Source organism: Burkholderia sp. BCC1972 (assembly GCF_905339605.1).
Taxonomy (GTDB): Bacteria; Pseudomonadota; Gammaproteobacteria; order Burkholderiales; family Burkholderiaceae; genus Burkholderia.
The window spans coordinates 1-22,841 of sequence record NZ_CAJPGH010000010.1; the positions used below are offsets into that span (position 1 = coordinate 1).

Annotated in this window: 23 protein-coding genes; 12 read left to right on the plus strand and 11 right to left on the minus strand. The window is 66.7% G+C overall.

Annotated features, from left to right (window positions below; genetic code table 11):
• Positions 1 to 271 precede the first annotated feature (271 nt).
• Complete coding sequence (gene phaP, locus U5798_RS16050) at positions 272 to 853, minus strand: TIGR01841 family phasin (RefSeq protein WP_322082637.1); 582 nt, start codon at positions 851 to 853, stop codon at positions 272 to 274.
• Positions 854 to 1,139: 286 nt separating this feature from the next.
• Here phaP and U5798_RS16055 point away from each other — a divergent pair, with 286 nt between their 5' ends.
• Positions 1,140 to 1,325: a hypothetical protein gene (locus U5798_RS16055; RefSeq protein WP_124452026.1), complete on the plus strand. Its 186-nt coding sequence runs from the start codon at positions 1,140 to 1,142 to the stop codon at positions 1,323 to 1,325.
• 33 nt (positions 1,326 to 1,358) lie between these two features.
• On the opposite strand, the gene U5798_RS16060 is transcribed toward U5798_RS16055, so the two are convergent.
• From U5798_RS16060 to U5798_RS16080, 5 genes are all read right to left on the minus strand, one after another.
• Entirely contained in the window at positions 1,359 to 2,123 is a 765-nt protein-coding gene (locus U5798_RS16060) for a ParA family protein (protein ID WP_122168431.1), read from the minus strand.
• 113 nt (positions 2,124 to 2,236) lie between these two features.
• Positions 2,237 to 2,860, minus strand: a complete 624-nt coding sequence (locus U5798_RS16065) for a DNA-3-methyladenine glycosylase (RefSeq protein WP_322082638.1) — start codon at positions 2,858 to 2,860, stop codon at positions 2,237 to 2,239.
• On the minus strand, positions 2,847 to 3,377 hold the full coding sequence (gene mug, locus U5798_RS16070; protein ID WP_322082639.1) for a G/U mismatch-specific DNA glycosylase: 531 nt from the start codon (positions 3,375 to 3,377) through the stop codon (positions 2,847 to 2,849). The genes U5798_RS16065 and mug overlap by 14 nt, the downstream gene beginning before the upstream one ends.
• Before the next feature lie 135 nt (positions 3,378 to 3,512).
• Positions 3,513 to 4,070, minus strand: coding sequence for a single-stranded DNA-binding protein (locus U5798_RS16075; protein WP_322082640.1), 558 nt, complete (start codon positions 4,068 to 4,070; stop codon positions 3,513 to 3,515).
• A gap of 100 nt (positions 4,071 to 4,170) precedes the next feature.
• Positions 4,171 to 5,358 (minus strand): MFS transporter, encoded by a 1,188-nt coding sequence (locus U5798_RS16080; RefSeq protein ID WP_124452034.1) that lies wholly within the window; start codon positions 5,356 to 5,358, stop codon positions 4,171 to 4,173.
• Between the two features lie 265 nt (positions 5,359 to 5,623).
• Here U5798_RS16080 and uvrA point away from each other — a divergent pair, with 265 nt between their 5' ends.
• Positions 5,624 to 8,509 carry an excinuclease ABC subunit UvrA gene (uvrA, locus tag U5798_RS16085; protein ID WP_124452036.1) on the plus strand — a complete coding sequence of 962 codons (2,886 nt, stop codon included), beginning with the start codon at positions 5,624 to 5,626 and terminating at the stop codon, positions 8,507 to 8,509.
• 246 nt (positions 8,510 to 8,755) lie between these two features.
• A complete protein-coding gene (locus tag U5798_RS16090) occupies positions 8,756 to 9,841 on the plus strand; it encodes an AI-2E family transporter (RefSeq protein ID WP_185658173.1) in 1,086 nt (361 codons plus the stop codon).
• Between the two features lie 102 nt (positions 9,842 to 9,943).
• Here U5798_RS16090 and purU read toward each other — a convergent pair whose 3' ends face one another.
• From purU to U5798_RS16115, 5 genes are all read right to left on the minus strand, one after another.
• A complete protein-coding gene (gene purU, locus U5798_RS16095; protein ID WP_124452038.1) occupies positions 9,944 to 10,828 on the minus strand; it encodes a formyltetrahydrofolate deformylase in 885 nt (294 codons plus the stop codon).
• 56 nt (positions 10,829 to 10,884) lie between these two features.
• Complete coding sequence (locus U5798_RS16100; RefSeq protein ID WP_322082641.1) at positions 10,885 to 11,751, minus strand: NUDIX hydrolase; 867 nt, start codon at positions 11,749 to 11,751, stop codon at positions 10,885 to 10,887.
• A 5-nt stretch (positions 11,752 to 11,756) separates the two neighbouring features.
• Complete coding sequence (locus tag U5798_RS16105) at positions 11,757 to 12,371, minus strand: LysE family translocator (RefSeq protein ID WP_322082642.1); 615 nt, start codon at positions 12,369 to 12,371, stop codon at positions 11,757 to 11,759.
• A gap of 67 nt (positions 12,372 to 12,438) precedes the next feature.
• Entirely contained in the window at positions 12,439 to 13,005 is a 567-nt protein-coding gene (locus U5798_RS16110; protein WP_011657958.1) for an adenine phosphoribosyltransferase, read from the minus strand.
• Positions 13,006 to 13,082: 77 nt separating this feature from the next.
• On the minus strand, positions 13,083 to 15,089 hold the full coding sequence (locus tag U5798_RS16115) for a cation:proton antiporter (RefSeq protein ID WP_322082643.1): 2,007 nt from the start codon (positions 15,087 to 15,089) through the stop codon (positions 13,083 to 13,085).
• 125 nt (positions 15,090 to 15,214) lie between these two features.
• Here U5798_RS16115 and kdsD point away from each other — a divergent pair, with 125 nt between their 5' ends.
• From kdsD to hprK, 9 genes are all read left to right on the plus strand, one after another.
• Positions 15,215 to 16,198, plus strand: a complete 984-nt coding sequence (gene kdsD, locus U5798_RS16120; protein ID WP_124452045.1) for an arabinose 5-phosphate isomerase KdsD — start codon at positions 15,215 to 15,217, stop codon at positions 16,196 to 16,198.
• The gene (locus U5798_RS16125; RefSeq protein ID WP_124452047.1) at positions 16,198 to 16,734 is read left to right on the plus strand and encodes a KdsC family phosphatase; all 537 of its coding nucleotides are present in this window, start codon (positions 16,198 to 16,200) and stop codon (positions 16,732 to 16,734) included. Before kdsD ends, U5798_RS16125 begins: the two co-directional genes overlap by 1 nt.
• 3 nt (positions 16,735 to 16,737) lie before the next feature.
• On the plus strand, positions 16,738 to 17,352 hold the full coding sequence (gene lptC, locus U5798_RS16130; RefSeq protein WP_124452049.1) for an LPS export ABC transporter periplasmic protein LptC: 615 nt from the start codon (positions 16,738 to 16,740) through the stop codon (positions 17,350 to 17,352).
• Positions 17,353 to 17,372: 20 nt separating this feature from the next.
• Positions 17,373 to 18,038 (plus strand): lipopolysaccharide transport periplasmic protein LptA, encoded by a 666-nt coding sequence (gene lptA, locus U5798_RS16135; RefSeq protein ID WP_124452051.1) that lies wholly within the window; start codon positions 17,373 to 17,375, stop codon positions 18,036 to 18,038.
• Entirely contained in the window at positions 18,035 to 18,811 is a 777-nt protein-coding gene (gene lptB / locus U5798_RS16140) for an LPS export ABC transporter ATP-binding protein (RefSeq protein ID WP_034189275.1), read from the plus strand. The genes lptA and lptB overlap by 4 nt, the downstream gene beginning before the upstream one ends.
• A 171-nt stretch (positions 18,812 to 18,982) precedes the next feature.
• Positions 18,983 to 20,488, plus strand: coding sequence for an RNA polymerase factor sigma-54 (locus U5798_RS16145; RefSeq protein WP_322082644.1), 1,506 nt, complete (start codon positions 18,983 to 18,985; stop codon positions 20,486 to 20,488).
• Between the two features lie 160 nt (positions 20,489 to 20,648).
• Entirely contained in the window at positions 20,649 to 21,008 is a 360-nt protein-coding gene (hpf, locus tag U5798_RS16150; RefSeq protein WP_006477786.1) for a ribosome hibernation-promoting factor, HPF/YfiA family, read from the plus strand.
• Positions 21,009 to 21,203: 195 nt separating this feature from the next.
• Entirely contained in the window at positions 21,204 to 21,716 is a 513-nt protein-coding gene (locus tag U5798_RS16155; protein WP_034195643.1) for a PTS sugar transporter subunit IIA, read from the plus strand.
• Positions 21,717 to 21,845: 129 nt separating this feature from the next.
• A complete protein-coding gene (hprK, locus tag U5798_RS16160; RefSeq protein WP_011353227.1) occupies positions 21,846 to 22,814 on the plus strand; it encodes an HPr(Ser) kinase/phosphatase in 969 nt (322 codons plus the stop codon).
• Positions 22,815 to 22,841 lie beyond the last annotated feature (27 nt).

Below are 22,841 nucleotides of genomic sequence, written 5' to 3' on the forward strand. Positions count from 1 at the left end.
GTTCAATTCCTGCATCGAAATCAGTTCGTCGTTCTGACGCCGGCATGCGCCGGCTGCAACGGGCGATGGCGCACGTCGCGCCATCCGGCGCGATCGCGGCCGCACGCCGCCATAGGGCGGACGCGGCGCCCGCGCACACCGGCGGCACGCCGGCACGGGCGCCTTGCGGCGAACCGGACGGCTGCCGGACACCGCGTGGCACACGCGGAGCCCGACGCCAGCCGGCGCCGATCAAGCGTGTCGCGCTCGTACGCGACACGCCGTCATGCAGTTACGCAGCCGATTCGCGTGCGGCAGCGTCCTTGCGGGCGGCGGCAGCCGTCTGCTTGGCGCCGCGCGTGGCCGTTTCGCTGACCGCATCGAAACCGCTCTGCGCGGCTTCGATCGCCTGACCCGTCGCTGCACGCACCGAATCAGCCGCGGCCGTCGCCGCGGACAGCGCCGAATTCAGCGCGGCCACCACCGGTGCCGAGCCGGCCGGTGCATGCTTCGACAGCTCGCCGAGCGCGTCCTTCAGGCGCTTGTCATTCTGTTCGTACTGCGCCTGCGCGACCTTCGCCCATTCGGATTGCGTCGACACCGCGATGTCGAACAGATGGCGGCCATACGACACGACCTTGCCGGCCGCTTCCTGCGGTGCGGCGATCTGCTGCGCGAAGCCGGCGGCCGGATTGTTGCTGTTGAACGCGTTCTTCAGCTTGTCCTCGTACTCTTCGAGCGCCGTCCGGGCCGCCTGCAGGTTGAGTTCGACGACAGCCTCGAGACCGTGGATCGCCGGACGGGCAATCGCGAACCACGCAGCGATACCGGACTGATAATCGGCGGTGAGTTTTTCGGGGGCAAATACGGACATCGGGCACGCTCCTGTTAGCAATGCGAGAGACGACGTAAAGAAAAATGGAAGCTCGATCGACAACGGCTTCCTTATTGGCAACCCGTCACTCATTTGAGTGCGGGAAGTTGAAGGAGGCCCATTCTAGATCGATTAATTGTCAATTAAATGGCATTAATGCTAGGTATAAACCCTTATTACCGTTTCAGGCAGTCGCCGGAACCCGCGACTCGCCGACATCGCGGAGAGGATCCCTCAGACGTTCGATCCCGCAATGCCTTTTTACCTTTTTACAGGATAGCGCATCGTGACGTCGCGCAACATTTACCAATTCATTATTCCGTTTATTAGAAAACCGGCACGCATTGAAAATGGAGCAGTCACTTATGTAATCGTTTTTTCTGGATTTATTATGAAATCGTTTTCGGGATTATTAATGACGAAATCAATGATCGGACGAATTGCGGGTCGCGATGAAAATACGGCCGCATGAAGCGGCCGCGGTCGATGCGGGGAAAGCGTGGAATCAGCCGGCCAGTTCGCGATGCAATGCGCGGAATTCCTGCGCGAGCTTGTGCCCCGGCTCGAGATGGATCACCGGCGTCGACTGCTGATGCGACTCGCGGATCTTCACCGACGCCGACAGCCGCGACGCAAGCACCGGCAGCCCTTCGTCGACGAGTTCGTCGACCAGCCGTTGCGGCAGGCTTGCGCGCGGCTGGAACTGGTTGATGACGATCCCTTCCACCTCGAGCGCCGCGTTGTGGTCCTGCTGGATTTCCTTCACGTTCTCGAGCAGCGTGTACAGCGCACGGCGCGAGAAATCGTCGCAGTCGAACGGGATCAGGCAGCGCTCGACCGCGATCAGCGCCGAGCGCGTATAGAAATTCAGCGCGGGCGGCGTGTCGATGTACACGGCGTCGTAGGTGTCGAGCTCGTTCAGCGCGTCGCGCAGCTTGTAGATTTTGTAGCGCGACTCGAGCTTGCCGTGCAGCGTGTCGAGATCCGGATGCGCCGGCATCACGTCCAGCCCTTCGAACGGGGTCGGATGAATGAACGACGCGACGTCGACCGGACGAAAGTTGAAGGTCAGCGCGGTTTCGAAGAAGCCGGCGACGCCCGGTTGCGCGTCGGCCGCGGCATCGCCGAGCAGGTAGCGCGTGGAGTTCGCCTGCGCATCGAGGTCGATGACGAGCGTGCGCAGCCCTTCGCTGGCACTGATCGCCGCCAGGTTGCAGACGATCGTCGACTTGCCCACGCCGCCCTTCTGGTTGAATACGACCCGCCGCATGGTGTCTCCCTCGATCGAACGTCGAAAGGAACAGCTTAGCCGGTCAATAATGGCGGCCGCGTGACGCAGGTCGAATTGTGTGCGACTTGCGCGCGGCCTGTGTGCCGCGCGCATCAGGTGCGCGCCAGCGCCCCCGACACGTACCGGTTGCCGGGCACGCACCATCGCCACGGGAAATCCTGGCCGACGCGAATGCCGATGCGCGGCCCGGCTTCCGGATTGGCGGGCGGCGCCATGCCGTCGTCGACGATCGCGAACCCTTCGCGCGCATCGACCAGGTCGGCGCCGTCCTGCGCGCCGCCGATCCCCATCGCCTGGGTCAGCCGCGCCGGTCCGCGGCACAGGTCGCGATCGCGCGTCTGCGGCGGCCGGGCCGCGCGCATCCGGTCGAGGCCGTGCAGCGGCTCCAGCGCGCGGATCAGCACACCGGTGCCCGTGCCGTCCGGGCCGCACACGCAGTTGCAGCACCAGTGCATGCCGTACGTGAAATAGACGTACAGATGCCCCGGCGGCCCGAACATCGTCGCGTTGCGCGGCGTCCTGCCGCGATAGGTATGCGCCGCCGGATCGATCGCACCGGCATAGGCTTCCACTTCGACGATGCGGCCGGCGCGGCCGTCCGCTGCCGCGAGGATCTTGTTGAGCAGTTCCGGCGCGACGTCGGTGGCCGTGCGGTCGAAGAATGCACGCGGCAGCACGATGCCCGGCCAACGGGAAGCCGTCTCATTGCGCCGCATGCTGCGCCGTCTTCGTCGCGGCCAGGCAAAGCTGGCGGTACGCGTCGACCAGTTCGTCGAGGCTGAACGCGAGATTTCTCCCGCTCGGATTGGGGAGCACCCAGACACTCGCGCCCTGCATGCGGGCCGATTGCACCCCCCACGCGACTTCGCGCTGCCCCGACAGCGCCGAATACGCGGCCTTGCCGAGAAAGGCGACGAAGCGCGGCTGGTAACGCGCGATCTTCTGCTCGAACGCCGCGGCGGCGGCGACGAATTCCGCGCGCGAAAGCTGGTCGGCACTTGCCGTCGGCCGCTTCACGACCGCCGTCAGGCCGCAGCCGTACCCGAGGATCGCGCGATCGTCCTGCGGCGAGATTTCCGCCGGCGTGAAACCCGCGAGATGGATCACGCGCCAGAAGCGGTTGTTGCGCCCCGCGAAGTGATGCCCGGTCGCGGCCGCGGTCAGGCCGGGGTTGATCCCGCAGAACAGCACGTCGAGTTGTTCTGCAATGAGGTCGGGAAGTTCGTCAGCCACGTTTTACCCGGAGTGCGACGTACAGGAAAAGGGACAGGAACGACGTAAACGAAGCAGGGCCCGAAGACCCGGGCCAAGCAAGCGGCTTGACTCGGACATTCGGGCCCATCGTGATGCGGGATGCCGACTTGGCGATCAGAACGGGATATCGTCGTCCATCTCGTCGAAGCCGCCGCCGGCCGGTGCGCTCGGACGGCTTTGCGCGCCGCCGCCTGCACCGCCACGCGCCGCGCCGCCGGCACGACCGCCGCCGCCACCGCCGCGTTCCATCTGCTCGCCGCGACCGCCGCCACCACCACCGTAGCCGCCGCCGTAACCGCCTTCGTCACCGCCACCACCGCCGCCGCCGCCGCCCGCACCGCGGCCGCCGAGCATCTGCATCTGTTCTGCCACGATTTCGGTCGAGTAACGATCCTGGCCGTCCTGGCCCTGCCACTTGCGCGTGCGGATGCGGCCTTCGATATAGACCGACGAACCCTTCTTCAGGTATTCGCTGACGATTTCCGCCAGACGGCCGAAGAACGCGACGCGATGCCACTCGGTCATTTCCTTGAAATCGCCGCTCGTCTTGTCCTTGTAGCGATCGGTCGTCGCGAGACGGATGTTCGCAACCGCGTCGCCGCTCGGCAGGTAACGGACTTCAGGATCGGCGCCGAGATTGCCGACGAGGATGACCTTGTTGACGGATGCCATGTGTTTCTCCAGTAAATTCGATGCCGGGCCGCCCGCGCCTGTTGCCGGGACGGCCCGCCGGGCAAGCCGGCACGCGGCCGGTGCCTGCCCGAAATAAGGTTCAGGCCTTGCGCGGCGGCGCCTTCATATTGGCCGCGATTATAAGCCACGCGGCCACGAGCCCCGAACACGTGTAGAACACCGTGTTCGCGCCGCCGTGCTTCAGCAGCCAGCCGCCCACGATGCCGCCGAGCGCGAGCCCGATCGACTGCGTGGTGTTGTAGACGCCCGTGGCCGCGCCCTTGCGCGAACCCGGCGCGAGCTTCGACACGAGCGACGGCTGCGATGCTTCCAGGATGTTGAACCCGAGAAAGTAGACGAACAGAATCGCCGCCACAATCAGGATGGTATGCGGTGCGCTGCCGAGCAACAATTGACCAATCAGGATAGCCAGAATGCCGCCGAGCAGCACCGGCTTCATCTTGCCCCGTTTTTCCGCGACGATGATCGCCGGGACCATCATCACGAACGCGAGCCCCATCACCGGCAGGTAGACCTTCCAGTGCGCGGCGACCGGCAGCCCGCCGTCGACCAGCAGGCGCGGCACGACGAGGAACAGCGCCGTCTGCGTCGCATGCAGCACCAGCACGCCGAAGTTCAGGCGCAGCAGCTCGACGTTGTGCAGCACCTCGGCGAACGGCGCCGGCACGTGCACGGGCTTCGCCGCGTCGGGCACGATCCACAGCACCACGCCGATCGCGAGGATCGACAGCACGCCGACGATCGCGAACAGCCCGCTCATCCCGACCCAGTGGAACACGATCGGCGCGCCGACGATCGCGACCGCGAACGACACGCCGATCGACCCGCCGACCATCGCCATCGCCTTCGTGCGGTTCTGCTCGGAGGTCAGGTCGGCGATGAACGCGAGCACCGCGGACGATACGGCGCCCATCCCCTGGATCACGCGGCCGACGATGATCCAAGTGATGTCGTGCGCGGACGCGGCGACGAAGCTGCCGATCGCGAAGATCACGAGGCCCGTGGCGATCACCGGCTTGCGGCCGAACTTGTCGGATGCCCAGCCGTAGAAGATGTAGAACAGCGACTGCGTGACGCCGTAGGCCCCGAGCGCGATGCCGACGAGCAGCACGTTGTCGCCGCCCGGGATGGTTTTCGCATAGACCGAGAACACCGGCATGATCATGAACAGGCCGAGCATGCGCAGCGCGAAGATCGCCGCGAGCGACGTGGTCGCGCGCAGTTCGGGCGCGGTCATGCGGGAAGACGTGGCGGACGGATTGGACATCGGGAATGAATTTCGAATGATCGGAATGTCCGCCCGGCGGCGGGCGGCGGAAGATCAGGACCGGCGGCCCGGGAGGCCTGGCGGGCGACACGTCGGGGCACGATGCAGGCAGCCTGCGGGCCGCCCGGAACCGTGCGGCGCGACCGCTTTCCCCGGTGCGGGTGTCGCCTTGCTGCCACCTGCCGTAAAGGCGGGGGGCCGTAAACGACGGTCTCGAAAAGCCGTTATAGTAGCAGGTTTGGTTCCCTCCATTTTCGCCAGGTTCATGGAACAGATCCGTATCCGTGGGGCACGCACCCACAACCTGAAAAACGTCAATCTCGACCTGCCGCGCCACAAGCTGATCGTGATTACCGGGTTGTCCGGGTCGGGCAAGTCGTCGCTCGCGTTCGACACCCTTTATGCCGAGGGCCAGCGCCGCTACGTCGAAAGCCTGTCCGCGTATGCCCGCCAGTTCCTGCAGCTGATGGAGAAACCCGACGTCGACCTGATCGAGGGCCTGTCGCCCGCGATCTCGATCGAGCAGAAGGCGACGTCCCACAACCCGCGTTCGACCGTCGGCACGGTCACCGAAATCCACGACTACCTGCGACTTTTGTACGCACGTGTCGGCACGCCCTACTGCCCCGACCACGAGATCCCGCTCGAGGCGCAGAGCGTGTCGCAGATGGTCGACGCAGCGCTCGCGCTGCCCGAGGAAACCAAGCTGATGATCCTCGCGCCCGTCGTCGCCGACCGCAAGGGCGAGCACGCCGAGCTGTTCGAGGACATGCAGGCGCAGGGCTTCGTGCGCTTTCGCGTGCGCTCGGGCGGCGGCGCCGCGAACGAAGGCGTCGCGAAGATCTACGAGGTCGAATCGCTGCCGAAGCTGAAGAAGAACGACAAGCATACGATCGACGTCGTCGTCGACCGCCTGAAGGTGCGCCCGGACATGAAGCAGCGGCTCGCCGAATCGTTCGAGACGGCGCTGCGCCTCGCCGACGGCCGCGCGATCGCGCTCGAGATGGATACCGACAAGGAATACCTGTTCAGCTCGAAGTTCGCGTGCCCGATCTGCTCGTACTCGCTGCAGGAGCTCGAGCCGCGGCTGTTCTCGTTCAACAACCCGATGGGCGCGTGCCCGGAATGCGACGGCCTCGGCCAGATCACGTTCTTCGACCCGAAGCGGGTCGTCGCGCACCCGTCGCTGTCGCTCGCCGCCGGCGCCGTGAAGGGCTGGGACCGCCGCAACCAGTTCTACTTCCAGATGCTGCAGAGTCTCGCGGCGTTCTACGAATTCGACATCGACGCCGCGTTCGAGGACCTGCCGGAAAAGATCCGGAAAGTGCTGCTGTTCGGCTCGGGCAAGCAGACGATCCCGTTCTCGTACATCAACGAGCGCGGCCGCACAACGATCCGCGAGCACGTGTTCGAAGGGATCATCCCGAACCTCGAGCGCCGCTACCGCGAGACCGATTCGGTCGCGGTGCGCGAAGAGCTGTCGAAGTACCAGAACAACCAGCCGTGCCCGTCGTGCGACGGCACGCGCCTGCGCCGCGAGGCGCGCCACGTGCGGATCGGCACCGGCGACTACGCGCGCGGCATCTATGAAATCAGCGGCTGGCCGCTGCGCGACGCGCTCGGCTATTTCGACGGCCTGACGCTCGAAGGCGCGAAGCGCGAGATCGCCGACAAGGTGATCAAGGAAATCGTCGCGCGCCTCACCTTCCTGAACAACGTCGGCCTCGACTACCTGTCGCTCGAGCGCAGCGCCGAGACGCTGTCGGGCGGCGAGGCGCAGCGCATCCGGCTCGCGTCGCAGATCGGCTCGGGCCTGACGGGCGTGATGTACGTGCTCGACGAGCCGTCGATCGGCCTGCACCAGCGCGACAACGACCGCCTGATCGCGACGCTCAAGCACCTGCGCGACCTCGGCAACTCGGTGATCGTCGTCGAGCACGACGAGGACATGATCCGCACGGCCGACTACGTCGTCGACATGGGCCCCGGCGCCGGCGAGCACGGCGGCGTGATCGTGGCCGAAGGCACGCCGAAGCAGGTGCAGTCGAACCCGCAGTCGCTGACGGGCCAGTACCTGGTCGGCAAGCGCGTCATCGAATATCCGGACGAGCGGCTCGCGCCCGATCCCGAGCGGATGCTGCGCATCGTCGACGCGCACGGCAACAACCTGAAGCACGTCGACCTCGAGCTGCCGGTCGGCCTGCTGACCTGCATCACCGGCGTGTCGGGCTCCGGCAAGTCGACGCTGATCAACGACACGCTGTATCACGCGGTCGCGCGCCACCTGTACGGTTCGTCGGCCGAGCCGGCGCCGCACGAGGCGATCGAGGGCCTCGAGCACTTCGACAAGGTGATCAACGTCGACCAGTCGCCGATCGGCCGCACGCCGCGCTCGAACCCGGCCACGTACACGGGCCTGTTCACGCCGATCCGCGAGCTGTTCTCCGGCGTGCCGACCTCGAAGGAGCGCGGCTACGATCCGGGCCGCTTCTCGTTCAACGTGAAGGGCGGCCGCTGCGAATCGTGCCAGGGCGACGGCGTGCTGAAGGTCGAGATGCACTTTCTGCCGGACGTCTACGTGCCGTGCGACGTGTGCCACGGCAAGCGCTACAACCGCGAAACGCTCGAAGTGCAGTACAAGGGCAAGAACATCAGCGAAGTGCTCGACATGACGGTCGAGCACGCGTACGAGTTCTTCAGCGCGGTGCCGGTCATCGCGCGCAAGCTGAAGACGCTGCTCGACGTCGGCCTCGGCTACATCCGCCTCGGCCAGTCGGCCACGACGCTGTCGGGCGGCGAGGCGCAGCGCGTGAAGCTGTCGCTGGAGCTGTCCAAGCGCGACACCGGCCGCACGCTGTACATCCTCGACGAGCCGACCACCGGCCTGCACTTCCACGACATCGCGCTGCTGCTCGAAGTGATCCACCGCTTGCGCGACCAGGGCAACACGGTCGTGATCATCGAGCACAACCTCGACGTGATCAAGACGGCCGACTGGGTGATCGACCTCGGCCCCGAAGGCGGCGCCGGCGGCGGCCAGATCATCGCGCAGGGCACGCCCGAGCAGGTCGCGAAGACGAAGGCGAGCTTCACCGGCAAGTACCTCGCGCCGCTGCTCAAGCGTCCGACCCGCAAGGTCGCGGCCGGCTGACGCGCCGGCCCTTCCCGCGCGCGGCCGCCCGGCCGCGCGCGCGTCCCTCCGCGCCGCCCGACCGGCCTCCCCTCGTTTTCCCTTCTGCGTTTACACCACGCGCCAAACGGCCCGGTTGCGGACCATAATGGCAGCTATACTTTACGGTCGTAAGGTTCGCCGTACGCACCAATCCGGTGCGGCGCCGGGCGAACGCGGCTCTGCCGCGCATTCCGCGGCATGACACACGAACGACAGGAATCCACGATGGAGAAGCAACCAGACTCGTCGCGCGATGCGCAGAATCGCGAACCGCACCTGCGCAGCGTGCGGCTGACGAGCGACTTCAGCCTGCCGAAGCTGTCGGCGCTCGAGATCGGCAGCTACGTATTCGCGCTCCTCGCCATGTGGCTCGTGATCGAGCTCAAGCTGCTCGGCGGGATGCTGGCCGGCCTGCTCGTCTACCAGCTGATCCACACGATCGCGCCCGTGATCGAGCGCCACACCACGAGCATGCGCGCGCGCTGGGTCGCCGTCGTGCTGCTGTCGATCGCGATCGTCGGCGCGCTCACCGGCCTGACGCTCGCCATCATCGAGCATTTCGAGCACACGGTGCCGAACCTGCAGAGCCTGCTCGGCCAGCTGATGCAGATCGTCGAGCAAACGCGCGCACGCACGCCGGCCTGGATCGCGAACCTGCTGCCCGTCGACGTCGAGCAGATGAAGACGAAGGCGGCCGTGCTGATGCACTCGCACATGGACCAGCTCCAGCAGAGCGGCAAGAGCGTCGCGCGCGGCTTCGGCCACGTGCTGTTCGGGATGATCATCGGCGCGATGATCGCGATCGGCGTCGAGCACGGCAAGGTGCGCCGGCCGCTGTCGACCGCGCTCGTCACGCGCGTGTCGCGCTTCGCCGACGCGTTCCGCCGGATCGTGTTCGCGCAGATCAAGATCTCGGCGATCAACGCGGTATTCACGGGCATCTACCTGCTCGTCGCGCTGCCGATCTTCCACCAGCGGCTGCCGCTGTCGAAAACGCTCGTGCTCGTCACGTTCATCGTCGGCCTGCTGCCGGTGATCGGCAACCTGATCTCGAACACGCTGATCGTCGCCGTGTCGCTGTCGGTCAGCATGGGCACCGCGATCGCGTCGCTCGCGTTCCTCGTCGTCATCCACAAGCTCGAGTATTTCCTGAACGCGAAGATCATCGGCGGCCAGATCGAGTCGCGTGCGTGGGAGCTGCTGCTCGCGATGCTGGTCATGGAAGCCGCGTTCGGGCTGCCCGGCGTGATCGCCGCGCCGATCTTCTATGCGTACCTGAAGCGCGAGCTGTACCTGCTGCGGCTGATCTGAAGCAGACTGCCGCGCTCACGCAATAAAAAACGCCGCACTCCGCAGGAGGCGGCGTTTTTGTTTGCCGGGACCGACGGGGCCGACCATCCGGCCGCCGTCGCATCAGCGGAACACGACCGTCTTCGTCCCGTTCAGCACGATCCGGTGCTCGACATGCCACTTCACCGCACGCGCGAGCGTCACGCACTCGACGTCGCGGCCGATCGCGGTCAGCTGGTCGGGCGTCATGCTGTGGTCGACGCGCTCGACTTCCTGCTCGATGATCGGGCCTTCGTCGAGATCGGTCGTCACGTAGTGCGCGGTCGCGCCGATCAGCTTCACGCCGCGGTCGAACGCCTGGTAGTACGGCTTCGCGCCCTTGAAGCTCGGCAGGAACGAATGGTGGATGTTGATCGCGCGCCCGGCGAGTTGCTCGCACATGTTCGGCGACAGGATCTGCATGTAGCGCGCGAGCACGACCAGATCGGCCTGGTGCTCGTCGATCACTTCCAGCACGCGCGCTTCCTGCGCGGCCTTCGCGGCATCGGACGAGCCGCCGATCAGCGGGAAGTGATGGAACGGAATGTTGTAGCTCGCGGCGAGCTGGTAGAACTCCTTGTGGTTCGACACGATCGCCGGGATCTCGATCGGCAGCTGGCCGGTGCGATAGCGGAACAGCAGGTCGTTCAGGCAATGGCCGATCTTCGACACCATGATCACGACGCGCGGCTTCACGGCCGCGTCGTGCAGCTCCCAGCGCATCGAGAACTGCTCGGCGAGCGGTGCGAACTCCTTGCGCAGCGTGTCGAGCGCCGTCGCGGCATCCGTGCCGTTGCCGTCCTGCTCGAAGTGCACGCGCATGAAGAACTCACTGGTGCGGCTGTCGCCGAACTGCGCCGAATCGAGGATGTTGTTGCTGCGCTCGAACAGGAAGCCCGAGACCGCATGGACGATGCCGTGCCGGTCGGGGCACGACAGTTTCAAGATAAAGCTGTGATCGGTCGGCATGACCGCTACTCCCTTTGTTTCCGTATTCGTCAAATGGTCCGTTCGCCGCGGCTGCGTCACGCGGCCGGTGCGAACAGCGCGTCGATCCCGGCCGCATCGGCCGCCGGAATCCAGCGGTGGCGCAGCAGCGTGTCGAGCGTCGCGAGGCTCGCGTCCATCGTCGCGCGGCCGTCGCGCAGCCAGCCGATCACCTCGGGCACGCCGGCCAGCAGGTGCTCGGCCACTTCGCCGTCCTGGTTGCGCGGCGCGAAATCGTGCGGCAGCGGCAGGTCGTACACGAAGATCAGTTCGGACTGCGTGCCTTCCGGCAGCGAGTTCAGCACCTGCACCGCGCGGCCCGCGATCGCGCGCGCGGCCAGTTCGGGCGGAATGCCGGCTTCTTCCCAGCATTCCTTCGCGAGCGTCTCGTGAACGCCCAGCCCCCAGCCGATGCCGCCGGCGACGACGTTGTCGAGCATGCCGGGGTCGGTGGCCTTGGTCGCGCTGCGACGGCCGAGCCACATCCGCGGCACGGCTGCGGCGGGCGGCTCGCCCGGCGCAACCGCATATTCTACGATGCCGTTCACGTGCACCGCATAGGTCTGCGTGCCGAAGAAGCGCGATGCGGCGCGCTCGATGTACGCGAGCGGCGGATCGTCGAAGCGGTTGCGGATCGCGTAGATCTCGTCGCGCCAGCCGGGAATCGCGCCCTCGGCCGCCAGTGCGCCGATCGCGCTTGCGAGCGCCATGCTGCGCGCGTCGACCGAGTCGTAGCGCGCCGACAGCACGACGCGCTCGCAGGTCAGCTCGAACACGTCGGGCCAGCGCGCGAGCTTCGCGACGTCCTGGCGGCGCACCCAGCCGACCGCCTGGCCGGCGATCTCGAAACGCAGGTGCGCGGCCGGATCGAAGCGGCGCGCGGCCGCGATGCACGGAAACGTCATCGTGATCAGTCCTTCAGCGCGACGCGGATGCCGATCGCGATGAACGTCGCGCCGGCAATGCGGTCGAGCCACACGCCGGCCTTCGGGCGGCGCTTCAGCCACGCGCCGATCATGCCCGCGCCCACGCCGAACAGCGAGAAGACCACGGCCGTCTGCAGCATGAACAGCGCGCCGAGCTCGAACATCTGCAGCGTCACGCCCTGCGCGCCGTGCGGATCGACGAACTGCGGCAGGAACACGACGAAGAACAGCGTGACCTTCGGGTTCATCAGGTTGCCGATCACGCTCTGCCGGAAGATCGTGCCGAGCGGCTGCTGCGGGCGCGCATGCGCATTCGCGAGGCCCTGGCTGCGCAGCGCCTTGATGCCGATCCACACGAGGTACGCGGCGCCCGCGAGCTTCAGGATCTCGAACGCGACGGGCGACGAACGCAGCACGGCCGCGACGCCGAGCGCCGCGAGCGTCGTGTGGAACAGGATCCCGGCGGTGAAGCCGAGCGCGGCGACGAAGCCGGCCGCGCGGCCCTGCGAGATGCCGCGTGCGAGCACCTGGAGGTTGTCGGGACCGGGCGCGAACGTGATCGCGACCGACGTGGCGAGAAACAGCATGAAGTTGGGCATCGTGACCTCGCTGCGTAACTTGAACCAATGCGACGAACCCGGGCGACGTGCCCGGGTGGACCGGCGCTCAGTGGCCGGCGAATTCGGTAACGGTATAGACGGGCAGTCCGGCGTTGCGCAGCAGCGTCGAGCCGCCGAGATCGGGCAGGTCGATGATCGCCGCGCCTTCGACGACCACCGCGCCGAGCCGCTGCAGCAGGTTGCGCCCCGCCATCATCGTGCCGCCGGTCGCGATCAGGTCGTCCATGATGATCACGCGGTCGCCGGGGCGGCACGCGTCTTCGTGGATCTCGACCGTCGCGCTGCCGTATTCGAGGTCGTACGATTCCGAGCGCGTCTTGTACGGCAGCTTGCCGACCTTGCGGATCGGCACGAAGCCGACGCTCAGTTCATACGCGACGATCGGCGCGATGATGAAGCCGCGCGCATCGAGGCCCGCGACGTAGTCGAGCTTCGCATCGACATAGCGTTCGACGAACAGGTCGACGAGGATGCGCAGCGCCTTCGGGCTTTGCAGCAGCGTCGTAATGTCGCGGAACTGCACGCCCGGCTGCGGCCAGTCGGGCACCGTGCGGATCTGGCTGTGGATGAAGGCGACCGGATCGAGCGGTGCGCCCGGCGACGAATGCGGCATGAAACTCTCCGAAAAAAACGGTGCGCGAAGATCGGGCACCGTTTCGAATAAATACGGGTCGGGTTGTGAATCGCGACTCAGGCGGCCGCGGCCGGCGGATCGCGCCGATGGCGCGACAACCGCTCCTCCGCGAGCGCGAGCGCCTCGGGTAGCCCGCGCAGCACCACGATGTCGCTCGCGCGCAGCTTGGTCTGCGGATCGGGTTCGACGCCGCGGATGCCGTGCCGGCGGATCGCCGTGACTTCCAGCCCGAGCGCATACAGCCCGAGTTCTTCCAGCGAACGCCCGACCGCGTCCGCGCGCGCATCGACCGGCACCGATTGTAGCCGCACCTGCTCGTGGTCGTCGTCGTCCGCGTCGTCCGCGCCGCGGAAATAGCCGCGCAGCAGGCTGTAGCGCTCGTCGCGCATTTCCTCGACGCGCCGCACCACCTTGCGCATCGGCACGCCGACCAGCACCAGCGTGTGCGACGCGAGCATCAGGCTGCCCTCGACGATCTCCGGAATCACCTCGGTCGCGCCGGCCGCGAGCAGCTTCTCGAGATCGGCATCGTCGACGGTACGCACGATCGCCGGCAGCGTCGGCTCGAGTTCATGCACGTGATGCAGCACGCGCAGCGCCGACGGCGTGTTCGCATAGGTGATCGCGACGGCCGCCGCGCGGTGGATACCGGCCGCGAGCAGCGACTCGCGGCGCGCCGCGTCGCCGAACACGACCGATTCGCCGGCCGCCGCGGCCGCGCTCACGCGATCGGGATCGAGGTCGAGCGCGACGTACGAAATGCCTTCCTGTTCGAGCATCCGCGCCAGGTTCTGCCCGGCCCGGCCGTAGCCGCAGATGATCACGTGGCCGCGCTGCTTCAGGCTTTGCGTCGCGATCCGCGTCATCTGCAGCGACTGCTGCATCCATTCGGTCGACGACAACCGCATCACGATCCGGTCGGCGTTCTGGATCAGGAACGGCGCGGCGAGCATCGACAGCAGCATCGACGCGAGGATCGCCTGCAGCAGCGTCGAATCGACGAGATGGCGGTCGAGGATCAGGTTCAGCAGCACGAAGCCGAATTCGCCGGCCTGCGCGAGGCCGATGCCGGTGCGCATCGCGACGCCCGGCGTCGCGCCGAACAGCCGCGCGAGCCCGGTGATCGTCGTCGCCTTGAACAGGATCTGCCCGACGAAGAAGCCGAACACGAGGAGCGGGTGCTCCCAGATCACGCGCGGATCGAGCAGCATGCCCGTCGTCACGAAGAACAGGCCGAGCAGCACGTCGCGGAACGGCTTGATGTCCTCTTCCACCTGATGGCGGAACGGCGTCTCGGAAATGAGCATCCCCGCGATGAACGCGCCGAGCGCGAGCGACAGGCCGAAGCGGTCGGTGATGAACGCGGCGCCGAGCGTGACGAGCAGCAGGTTCAGCACGAACAGTTCCTGCGAGCGGCGCCGCGCGACGACGTTGAGCCAGCGCGTCATGAAGCGCTGGCCGATGACGAGCAGCAGCGCGAGCGCGATCACGATCTTGACCGCCGCGAAGCCGAGCGTGAGCGCGAGATCCTTCGACGATTCGGCGCCGAACGCGGCGATCACGATCAGCAGCGGCACGACCGCGAGATCCTGGAACAGCAGCACGCCGAAGATGTTGCGGCCGTGCTCGGTCTCGATCTCGAGCCGCTCGGCGAGCATCTTCGACACGATCGCCGTCGACGACATCGCGAGCGCGCCGCCGAGCGCGATGCTGCCCTGCCACGTGATGTGCACCCAGTGCTCGAACAGCGCGCCGAGCACGAGCGCGAGCACGAGGGTCGCGACGACCTGCAGCAACCCGAGCCCGAACACGAGCCGCTGCATCGCCCTCAGCTTCGCGAGCGAGAATTCGAGGCCGATCGAAAACATCAGGAACACCACGCCGAACTCCGCGAGGTGCTCGGCCCGTTCGAGATCCGCCGCGATGCCGAACGAATGCGGGCCGACCAGGATGCCGACGGTCAGGTAGCCGAGCATCGGCGGCAGGTTCAACGAACGGAATACGACGACGCCCACCACCGAAGCCAGCAGCAGCAGCAGAGTCATTTCGAGCGGGGAAATCACAGGCGAAGCGTCCTCGTTCGTCGGGGCCACGGCAATGCGGGCGCGGGTGGTGGCGGTGGACAGGCGGCATCGGACGAGTCCGAAGGCCCGGCGCGGCGAACAAACGCCTTTGCTATACTCCGCGCATGATAGCGAAAATCAATGATGATCGGGCGCTCGCGCTCGCCCGCGACGTGCTCGACATCGAGGCGGACGCCGTGCGCGCGCTGCGCGACCAGCTCGACGGCGGCTTCGTCCAGGCCGTCGCGCTGCTGCTCGGCTGCCGCGGCCGCGTGGTGGTGTCCGGTATCGGCAAATCGGGGCATATCGCCCGCAAGATCGCAGCCACGCTGGCCAGCACCGGTACGCCGGCCTTCTTCGTCCACCCCGCCGAGGCCAGCCACGGCGACCTCGGGATGGTCACCTCCGACGACGTCTTCATCGGCATCTCCTATTCCGGCGAGTCGGAAGAGCTCGTCGCGATCCTGCCGCTCGTGAAGCGGATCGGCGCGAAGCTGATCGCGATCACGGGCCGCGCGGGGTCGAGCCTCGGCACGCTCGCCGACGTGAACCTGAACGCGGCGGTGTCGAAGGAAGCGTGCCCGCTGAACCTCGCCCCCACCGCGAGCACGACCGCCGCGCTCGCGCTCGGCGATGCGCTCGCCGTCGCCGTGCTCGATGCGCGCGGCTTCGGTTCGGAGGATTTCGCGCGCTCGCACCCGGGCGGCGCACTCGGCCGGCGCCTGCTCACGTATGTGCGCGACGTGATGCGCTCGGGCGACGACGTCCCGTCCATCGGGCTCGACGCGACGCTGTCGGACGCGCTGTTCCAGATCACCGCGAAGCGCCTCGGCATGACGGCCGTGGTCGACGCCGGCGGCAAGGTCGTCGGCATCTTCACGGACGGCGACCTGCGCCGCGTGCTCGCGCGCGACGGCGATTTCCGCACGCTGCCGATCACCGACGTGATGACACGCGACCCGCGCACAATCGCACCGGATCACCTCGCGGTCGAAGCCGTGGAACTGATGGAGCGCCACCGGATCAACCAGATGCTGGTGGTCGATGCCGACGGCGTGCTGATCGGCGCGCTGAACATGCACGACCTGTTTTCGAAGAAGGTGATCTGATGAGCGCAGCGCTGACTGCGGCCGAACGCGCGAGCCGCGTGAAGCTGATGATTTTCGACGTCGACGGCGTGCTGACCGACGGCGGCCTGCTGTTTACCGCGACCGGCGACACGATGAAGTCGTTCAATTCGCTCGACGGCCACGGCGTGAAGCTGCTCGGCGAAGCCGGCATCGCGACCGCGATCATCACGGGCCGCCGCTCGGACATCGTCGCGGCGCGCGCGAAGGAAATGAAGATCGCGCACCTGTTCCAGGGCGTCGAGAACAAGCTCGCCGTGTTCGCCGATCTGATCGCATCGCTCGGCCTCACCGCCGACGCGTGCGGCTACATGGGCGACGACTGGCCCGACCTGCCCGTGATGCTGCGCTGCGGCTTCGCGACGGCCCCCGCGAACGCGCACCCCGAGGTGATCGCCCGCGCGCACTGGGTCGCCGAGGCCCGCGGCGGCCAGGGCGCCGTGCGCGAAGTCTGCGACGCGATCCTGCGTGCGCAGCGCCGCTACGACGCGCTGCTCGCAGCGGCCTGCGGAGCCTGACGGATGAGTACGCATTTCCGCTGGACCCAGCTGCTGCCGCTCGTCGCGGTCGCCGCGCTCGCGGGCATCACGTGGTGGCTGCTGCAGGCCACGCTGCCGCCGCCCGGCGAGGGCACCGTGCAGCCGAAGCGCCACACGCCCGACTATTTCGCGGACAACTTCTCGGTCACCGAGCTCGACCAGTCGGGCTCGACCCAGTACCGGCTGACGGCCGCGAAGCTGATCCACTACGAAGACACCGAAAACAGCGACCTGACCGATCCGGCCATGCGCGCGTTCCAGCCCGGCAAGCCGGTCGTCACGACCACCGCGAAGCGCGGCACCGTCAACGGCGACGTGTCGATCGTCGATTTGTACGACAATGCACGCATCCTGCGCGCGGCCGGCGGCGGCGATCCGCAGATGCAGGCCGATTCCCAGCATTTCCGGATCTTCGTCAATGACGATGTGATCCAGACCGAAAAGCCGGTTAAACTTCAGCGCGGCCTGTCGCTCGTCAACGCGACCGACGGCATGAAGTACAACAACGTCACCCGGGTCATCGAGCTTTACGGCAACGTGCGCGGCACGATTGCCGCCGCGGACACGTCCGGCGGCTCGAAAGGTCAACCCAAGTGACGCATCCCTCACGTGACTGCATGAACGAACCGTTCCCTCGACAGATTTCCGGCGGCGCTGCGCGCGCCGTCCGCGCCGCGCTCGCCGCGACGCTCGTGGCGCTCCCGCTCATCGGGCTGGCGCCGCTCGCCCATGCCGAGAAGGCCGACCAGAGCAAGCCGATCAACGTCGAGGCCGACAACCTGACCTATGACGACCTGAAGCAGGTCACGGTCGCGACCGGCAACGTCGTGATCACGAAGGGCACGATCATCATCAAGGGCGATCGCGTCGAAGTGCGCCAGGACCCGGAAGGCTATCAGTACGCCACCTCGTACGGCAGCGGCAAGAAGCACGCGACGTTCCGCCAGAAGCGCGAAGGCCTCGACGAATACATCGACGGCGACGCCGAGCGCATCGACTACGACGGCAAGCAGGACCTGACCACGCTGACGACCGCCGCGACCGTACGCCGCCTGCAGGGTACGTCGACTGTCGCCGACACCGTGCACGGCAGCGTGATCACGTACGACGGCCAGCGCGACTTCTACACCGCGAAGGGCGGCAAGGACGTCGCCGCGCCGGGCAACCCGAACGGCCGCGTGCGCGCGATGCTGTCGCCGAAGAACGGCGGCCCCGCGCCGCTGAACGGTGCGCCGGCGAAGCTGTCGCCGTCGACCACGATCCAGGGAGCGCCGGGCCAATGAACGCGCTACCGAACCGCCAGCCGGCCGGCACCACGAGCTCGCTCGTCGTCCGCAACCTGAAGAAGCGCTACGGCTCGCGCACGGTCGTCAAGGACGTGTCGCTCGACGTGAAGAGCGGCGAAGTCGTCGGCCTGCTCGGCCCGAACGGCGCCGGCAAGACCACGTCGTTCTACATGATCGTCGGCCTCGTGCCGCTCGACGCGGGCGAGATCTCGCTGAACGGCAGCTCGATCAGCCTGCTGCCGATCCACAAGCGCGCATCGCTCGGCCTGTCGTACCTGCCGCAGGAAGCGTCCGTGTTCCGCAAGCTGACCGTCGAGGAGAACATCCGCGCGGTGCTCGAGCTGCAGCACGGCGAAGACGGCAAGCGGCTGTCGAAGGACGCGATCTCGTCGCGCACCGAAGCGCTGCTCGACGAACTGCAGATCGGCCACCTGCGCGAGAACCCCGCGCTGTCGCTGTCGGGCGGTGAACGGCGCCGCGTCGAAATCGCACGCGCGCTCGCGACCAACCCGAACTTCATCCTGCTCGACGAACCGTTCGCCGGCGTCGACCCGATCGCGGTGCTCGAGATCCAGAAGATCGTCAAGTTCCTCAAGCAGCGCAACATCGGCGTGCTGATCACCGATCACAACGTCCGCGAAACGCTCGGCATCTGCGATCACGCGTACATCATCAGCGACGGCTCGGTGCTCGCCGCCGGCGCACCGAGCGAAATCATCGAAAACGAAAGCGTGCGCCGCGTGTACCTCGGCGAACACTTCCGCATGTAACTCCCCATCGTGGCTGGCTGCACCCCGCCCGGCATCGCCGTGCGGGGCCGCGCCCGGCTTTGCATCCACGCCCGCGGCCCTGCCCGCGGCCGGGCGGCGCGCCGCGCGTAATCGCGGATGGCTCAATGCGCCTGGGTCGTGGCAAACTGCCGGTATGACTCCCTCCTTGCCATGAAAGCCAGCCTTCAACTCCGCCTGTCGCAACATCTGGCGCTGACGCCGCAGCTGCAGCAGTCGATCCGGCTCCTGCAGTTGTCGACGCTCGAACTGCAGCAGGAAGTCGCGATGGCCGTCGCGCAGAACCCGCTGCTCGAGAACGACGACGAATGGATCGCGAGCCCGCTGCGTGTCGCGGCGGACGGATCGCTGATCGCGCAGACGCCGCCCGCGCAGAACACCGAACCGGCCGCGACCAACGGCAGCAGCACGTCCAGCGATCGCGCCGAGCGCGACGAGCCTGCCGGCGCCGACGAATACGACGGCTACGGGTCCGGCGACGGCAACGACGGCCCGCAATGGAATCTCGACGAATTCGGCCGCGCGAGCGGCGCGTCCGACGACGACGACCTCCCGCCGCTGCAGGTGCAGGAAGCCGCCACGTCGCTGCGCGACCACCTGTCCGCGCAGTTGCGCGTCACGCAGGCCGGCCCGCGCGATCGCGCGCTCGTGATGTTCCTGATCGAGTCGCTCGACGACGACGGCTACCTGACCGCGACGCTCGACGAAGTGCTCGCCGACCTGCCGCCCGAACTGGAGATCGACTGCGACGAACTGAACGCGGCGCTTGCGCTGCTGCACAGCTTCGACCCGCCCGGCGTCGGCGCGCGCTCGGCGTCCGAATGCCTGAAGCTGCAGCTGCTGCGCCTCGATCCGTCCCCGACGCGCACGCTCGCGCTCGAGATCGTGTCGCAGCATCTCGAACTGCTCGCCGCGCGCGATTTCACCCGGTTGCGCAAGCACCTGAAGGCGAGCGACGACGCGCTGCGCGACGCGCATGCACTGATCCGCTCGCTGGAGCCGTTCCCCGGCGCCGCGTACGGCAAGGCCGAAGCCGACTACGTCGTGCCCGACATCATCGTGAAGAAGGCCGGCCAGGGATGGCTCGCGGAGCTCAATCCCGAGGTCGTGCCGCGCCTGCGGATCAACAACCTGTACGCGAACATCCTGCGCAACAGCCGCGGCGATCCGTCGGCCGGTTCGCTGAAGCAGCAGCTCCAGGAAGCACGCTGGCTGATCAAGAATATCCAGCAGCGTTTCGACACGATCCTGCGTGTCGCGCAGGCTATTGTCGAGCGTCAGAAGAATTTCTTTGCGCACGGTGAAATTGCCATGCGCCCCTTGGTTTTGCGGGAAATAGCTGATACGCTGGGCCTACACGAGTCGACTGTCAGCCGTGTGACAACCGGGAAGTACATGCTGACCCCGTTCGGGACGCTTGAATTTAAGTACTTCTTCGGATCTCACGTCTCGACCGACACCGGTGGCGCCGCCTCGTCGACCGCCATCCGAGCCCTCATCAAGCAACTGATAGGAGCTGAAGACCCAAAATCGCCACTTTCGGACAGCCGCATTGCCGAGCTGCTGGCAGAACAGGGTTTCGTGGTCGCACGCCGCACGGTTGCGAAATATCGCGAAGCCCTCAAGATCCCGGCAGTGAATCTGCGCAAGTCTCTTTAAGCCTGCTGCCTGCCCGGCGGCAGGCGTGTCCCGGCCACCGCGCACACGGGGAACAGGCCGGACGATCTGTCCGCGATATACGCCGCTTCGTGCGGCACGGGCAAGTCGACCGGAGCGCCGCCTCGATGCGGCCGGGTGGCCACTCGCTTGGAGAAGCACTATGAACCTGAAGATCAGTGGACATCATCTCGAAGTCACGCCTGCAATTCGCGAATACGTGATCACCAAGCTGGACAGGGTGCTACGGCATAGCGATCAGGTGATCGATGGCACTGTGATCCTCTCGGTCGACAACCACAAGGAAAAGGACAAGCAGCAGCGCGCGGAAATCAACCTGCACCTGAAGGGCAAGGACATCTTCGTCGAAAGCGCGAACGGCAACCTGTACGCTGCGATCGATTTGCTGATCGACAAGCTGGATCGCCAGGTCGTCAAGCACATGGAGCGCCTGCAAACGCACGCGCACGACCCGATCAAGCTTCAACCGTCGATCGACCAGATCGAACTGCCGCCGCAATAACCTTTACCGCAACACGTACGCCGCCCGGTTCGCCGGGCGTTTTTTTTGCGACTCCGCGCAGGGGTGCAACCGGTCGGTCCGGGCTGCGCCACGCACGCGGCTGTGCTCTATAATGTTTCGGTTATCGCCGGGGGGCGCTGGGTGCGGTAGCTGCGTAGCAGGTTGCCGATGCCACATGCCTTGATATCGCCGAACATGGAAAATCAGTCTGCCGCAGCAAGGAGACCCCAGGCCGCCCAATCGCCTGCCAACATGAATCGCCTAGCCAAAATCCTGCCCATAGAGAACGTCGTCATCGACCTCTCAGTCACCAGCAAGAAACGCGTCTTCGAACAAGCCGGGCTGATGTTCGAGAATCAGAACGGCATCGCCCGCAGCACCGTCACGGACAACCTGTTCGCGCGCGAGCGCCTCGGTTCGACCGGGCTCGGCGAAGGGGTCGCGATTCCGCACGGCCGCATCAAGGGTCTCAAGCACCCGCTCGCCGCGTTCGTCCGCCTCGCCGATGCGATCCCGTTCGAAGCGCCCGACGGCCAGCCGGTCGGTCTCCTGATCTTCCTGCTCGTCCCCGAGCAAGCCACCCAGCAGCACCTCGAAATCCTGTCGGAAATCGCGCAACTGCTATCCGATCGCGACGCGCGCGAGCGTCTGCACAACGAAACGGATATCGCCGAGTTGCATCGCCTGCTCACTCAGTGGCAACCTTGAGTTGATCCGGGCGGAATTTTTTCCGGTACGAGGCGGCACATGCCGCCGTCCAGGGCCGCCCGGCGCCGGCCCGGCATGGCGACGCCCGTCGCCGCGCGCATGCACCGGCTCATTGGAGTGACGAGAGTCATGGATACGTCCAGCATCAACGCCCAGAGCATCTTCGACGACAACGCGGCCACGCTGAAACTGAGCTGGCTGACGGGGCATGAAGGCTGGGAGCGCGGCTTTTCCGCCGACACGGTCGGCAATGCGACATCGAGCGCCGACCTCGTCGGCCACCTGAACCTGATCCACCCGAACCGGATCCAGGTGCTCGGCGAAGCCGAAATCGACTACTACCAGCGCCAGACCGACGAAGACCGCTCGCGCCACATGGCCGAGCTGATCGCGCTCGAACCGCCGTTCCTCGTCGTCGCCGGCGGCGCCGCGGCCCCGCCCGAGCTCGTCCTGCGCTGCACGCGCTCGTCCACCCCGCTGTTCACGACGCCGATGTCGGCCGCCGCGGTGATCGACAGCCTGCGGCTCTACATGTCGCGCATTCTCGCGCCGCGCGCGACGCTGCACGGCGTGTTCATCGACATCCTCGGGATGGGCGTGCTGCTCACCGGCGATTCGGGCCTCGGCAAGAGCGAACTCGGCCTCGAGCTGATCAGCCGCGGCCACGGCCTCGTCGCCGACGACGCAGTCGATTTCGTCCGACTTGGCCCCGATTTCGTCGAAGGGCGCTGCCCGCCGCTGCTGCAGAACCTGCTCGAAGTGCGCGGCCTCGGCCTGCTCGACATCAAGACGATTTTCGGCGAGACCGCCGTCCGGCGGAAAATGAAGCTGAAGCTGATCGTCCAGCTCGTGCGGCGCCCCGACGGCGAATTCCAGCGCCTGCCGCTCGAAAGCCAGACCGTCGACGTGCTCGGCTTGCCGATCAGCAAGGTCACGATCCAGGTCGCGGCCGGCCGCAACCTCGCGGTGCTGGTCGAGGCGGCCGTCCGGAACACGATCCTGCAGTTGCGCGGAATCGACACGTTGCGCGATTTCATGGATCGGCAACGACTCGCGATGCAAGATCCCGACAGTCAGTTCCCCGGCAAACTGGTGTAACCCGCACGCGCCGGCCGCGCAACGCCG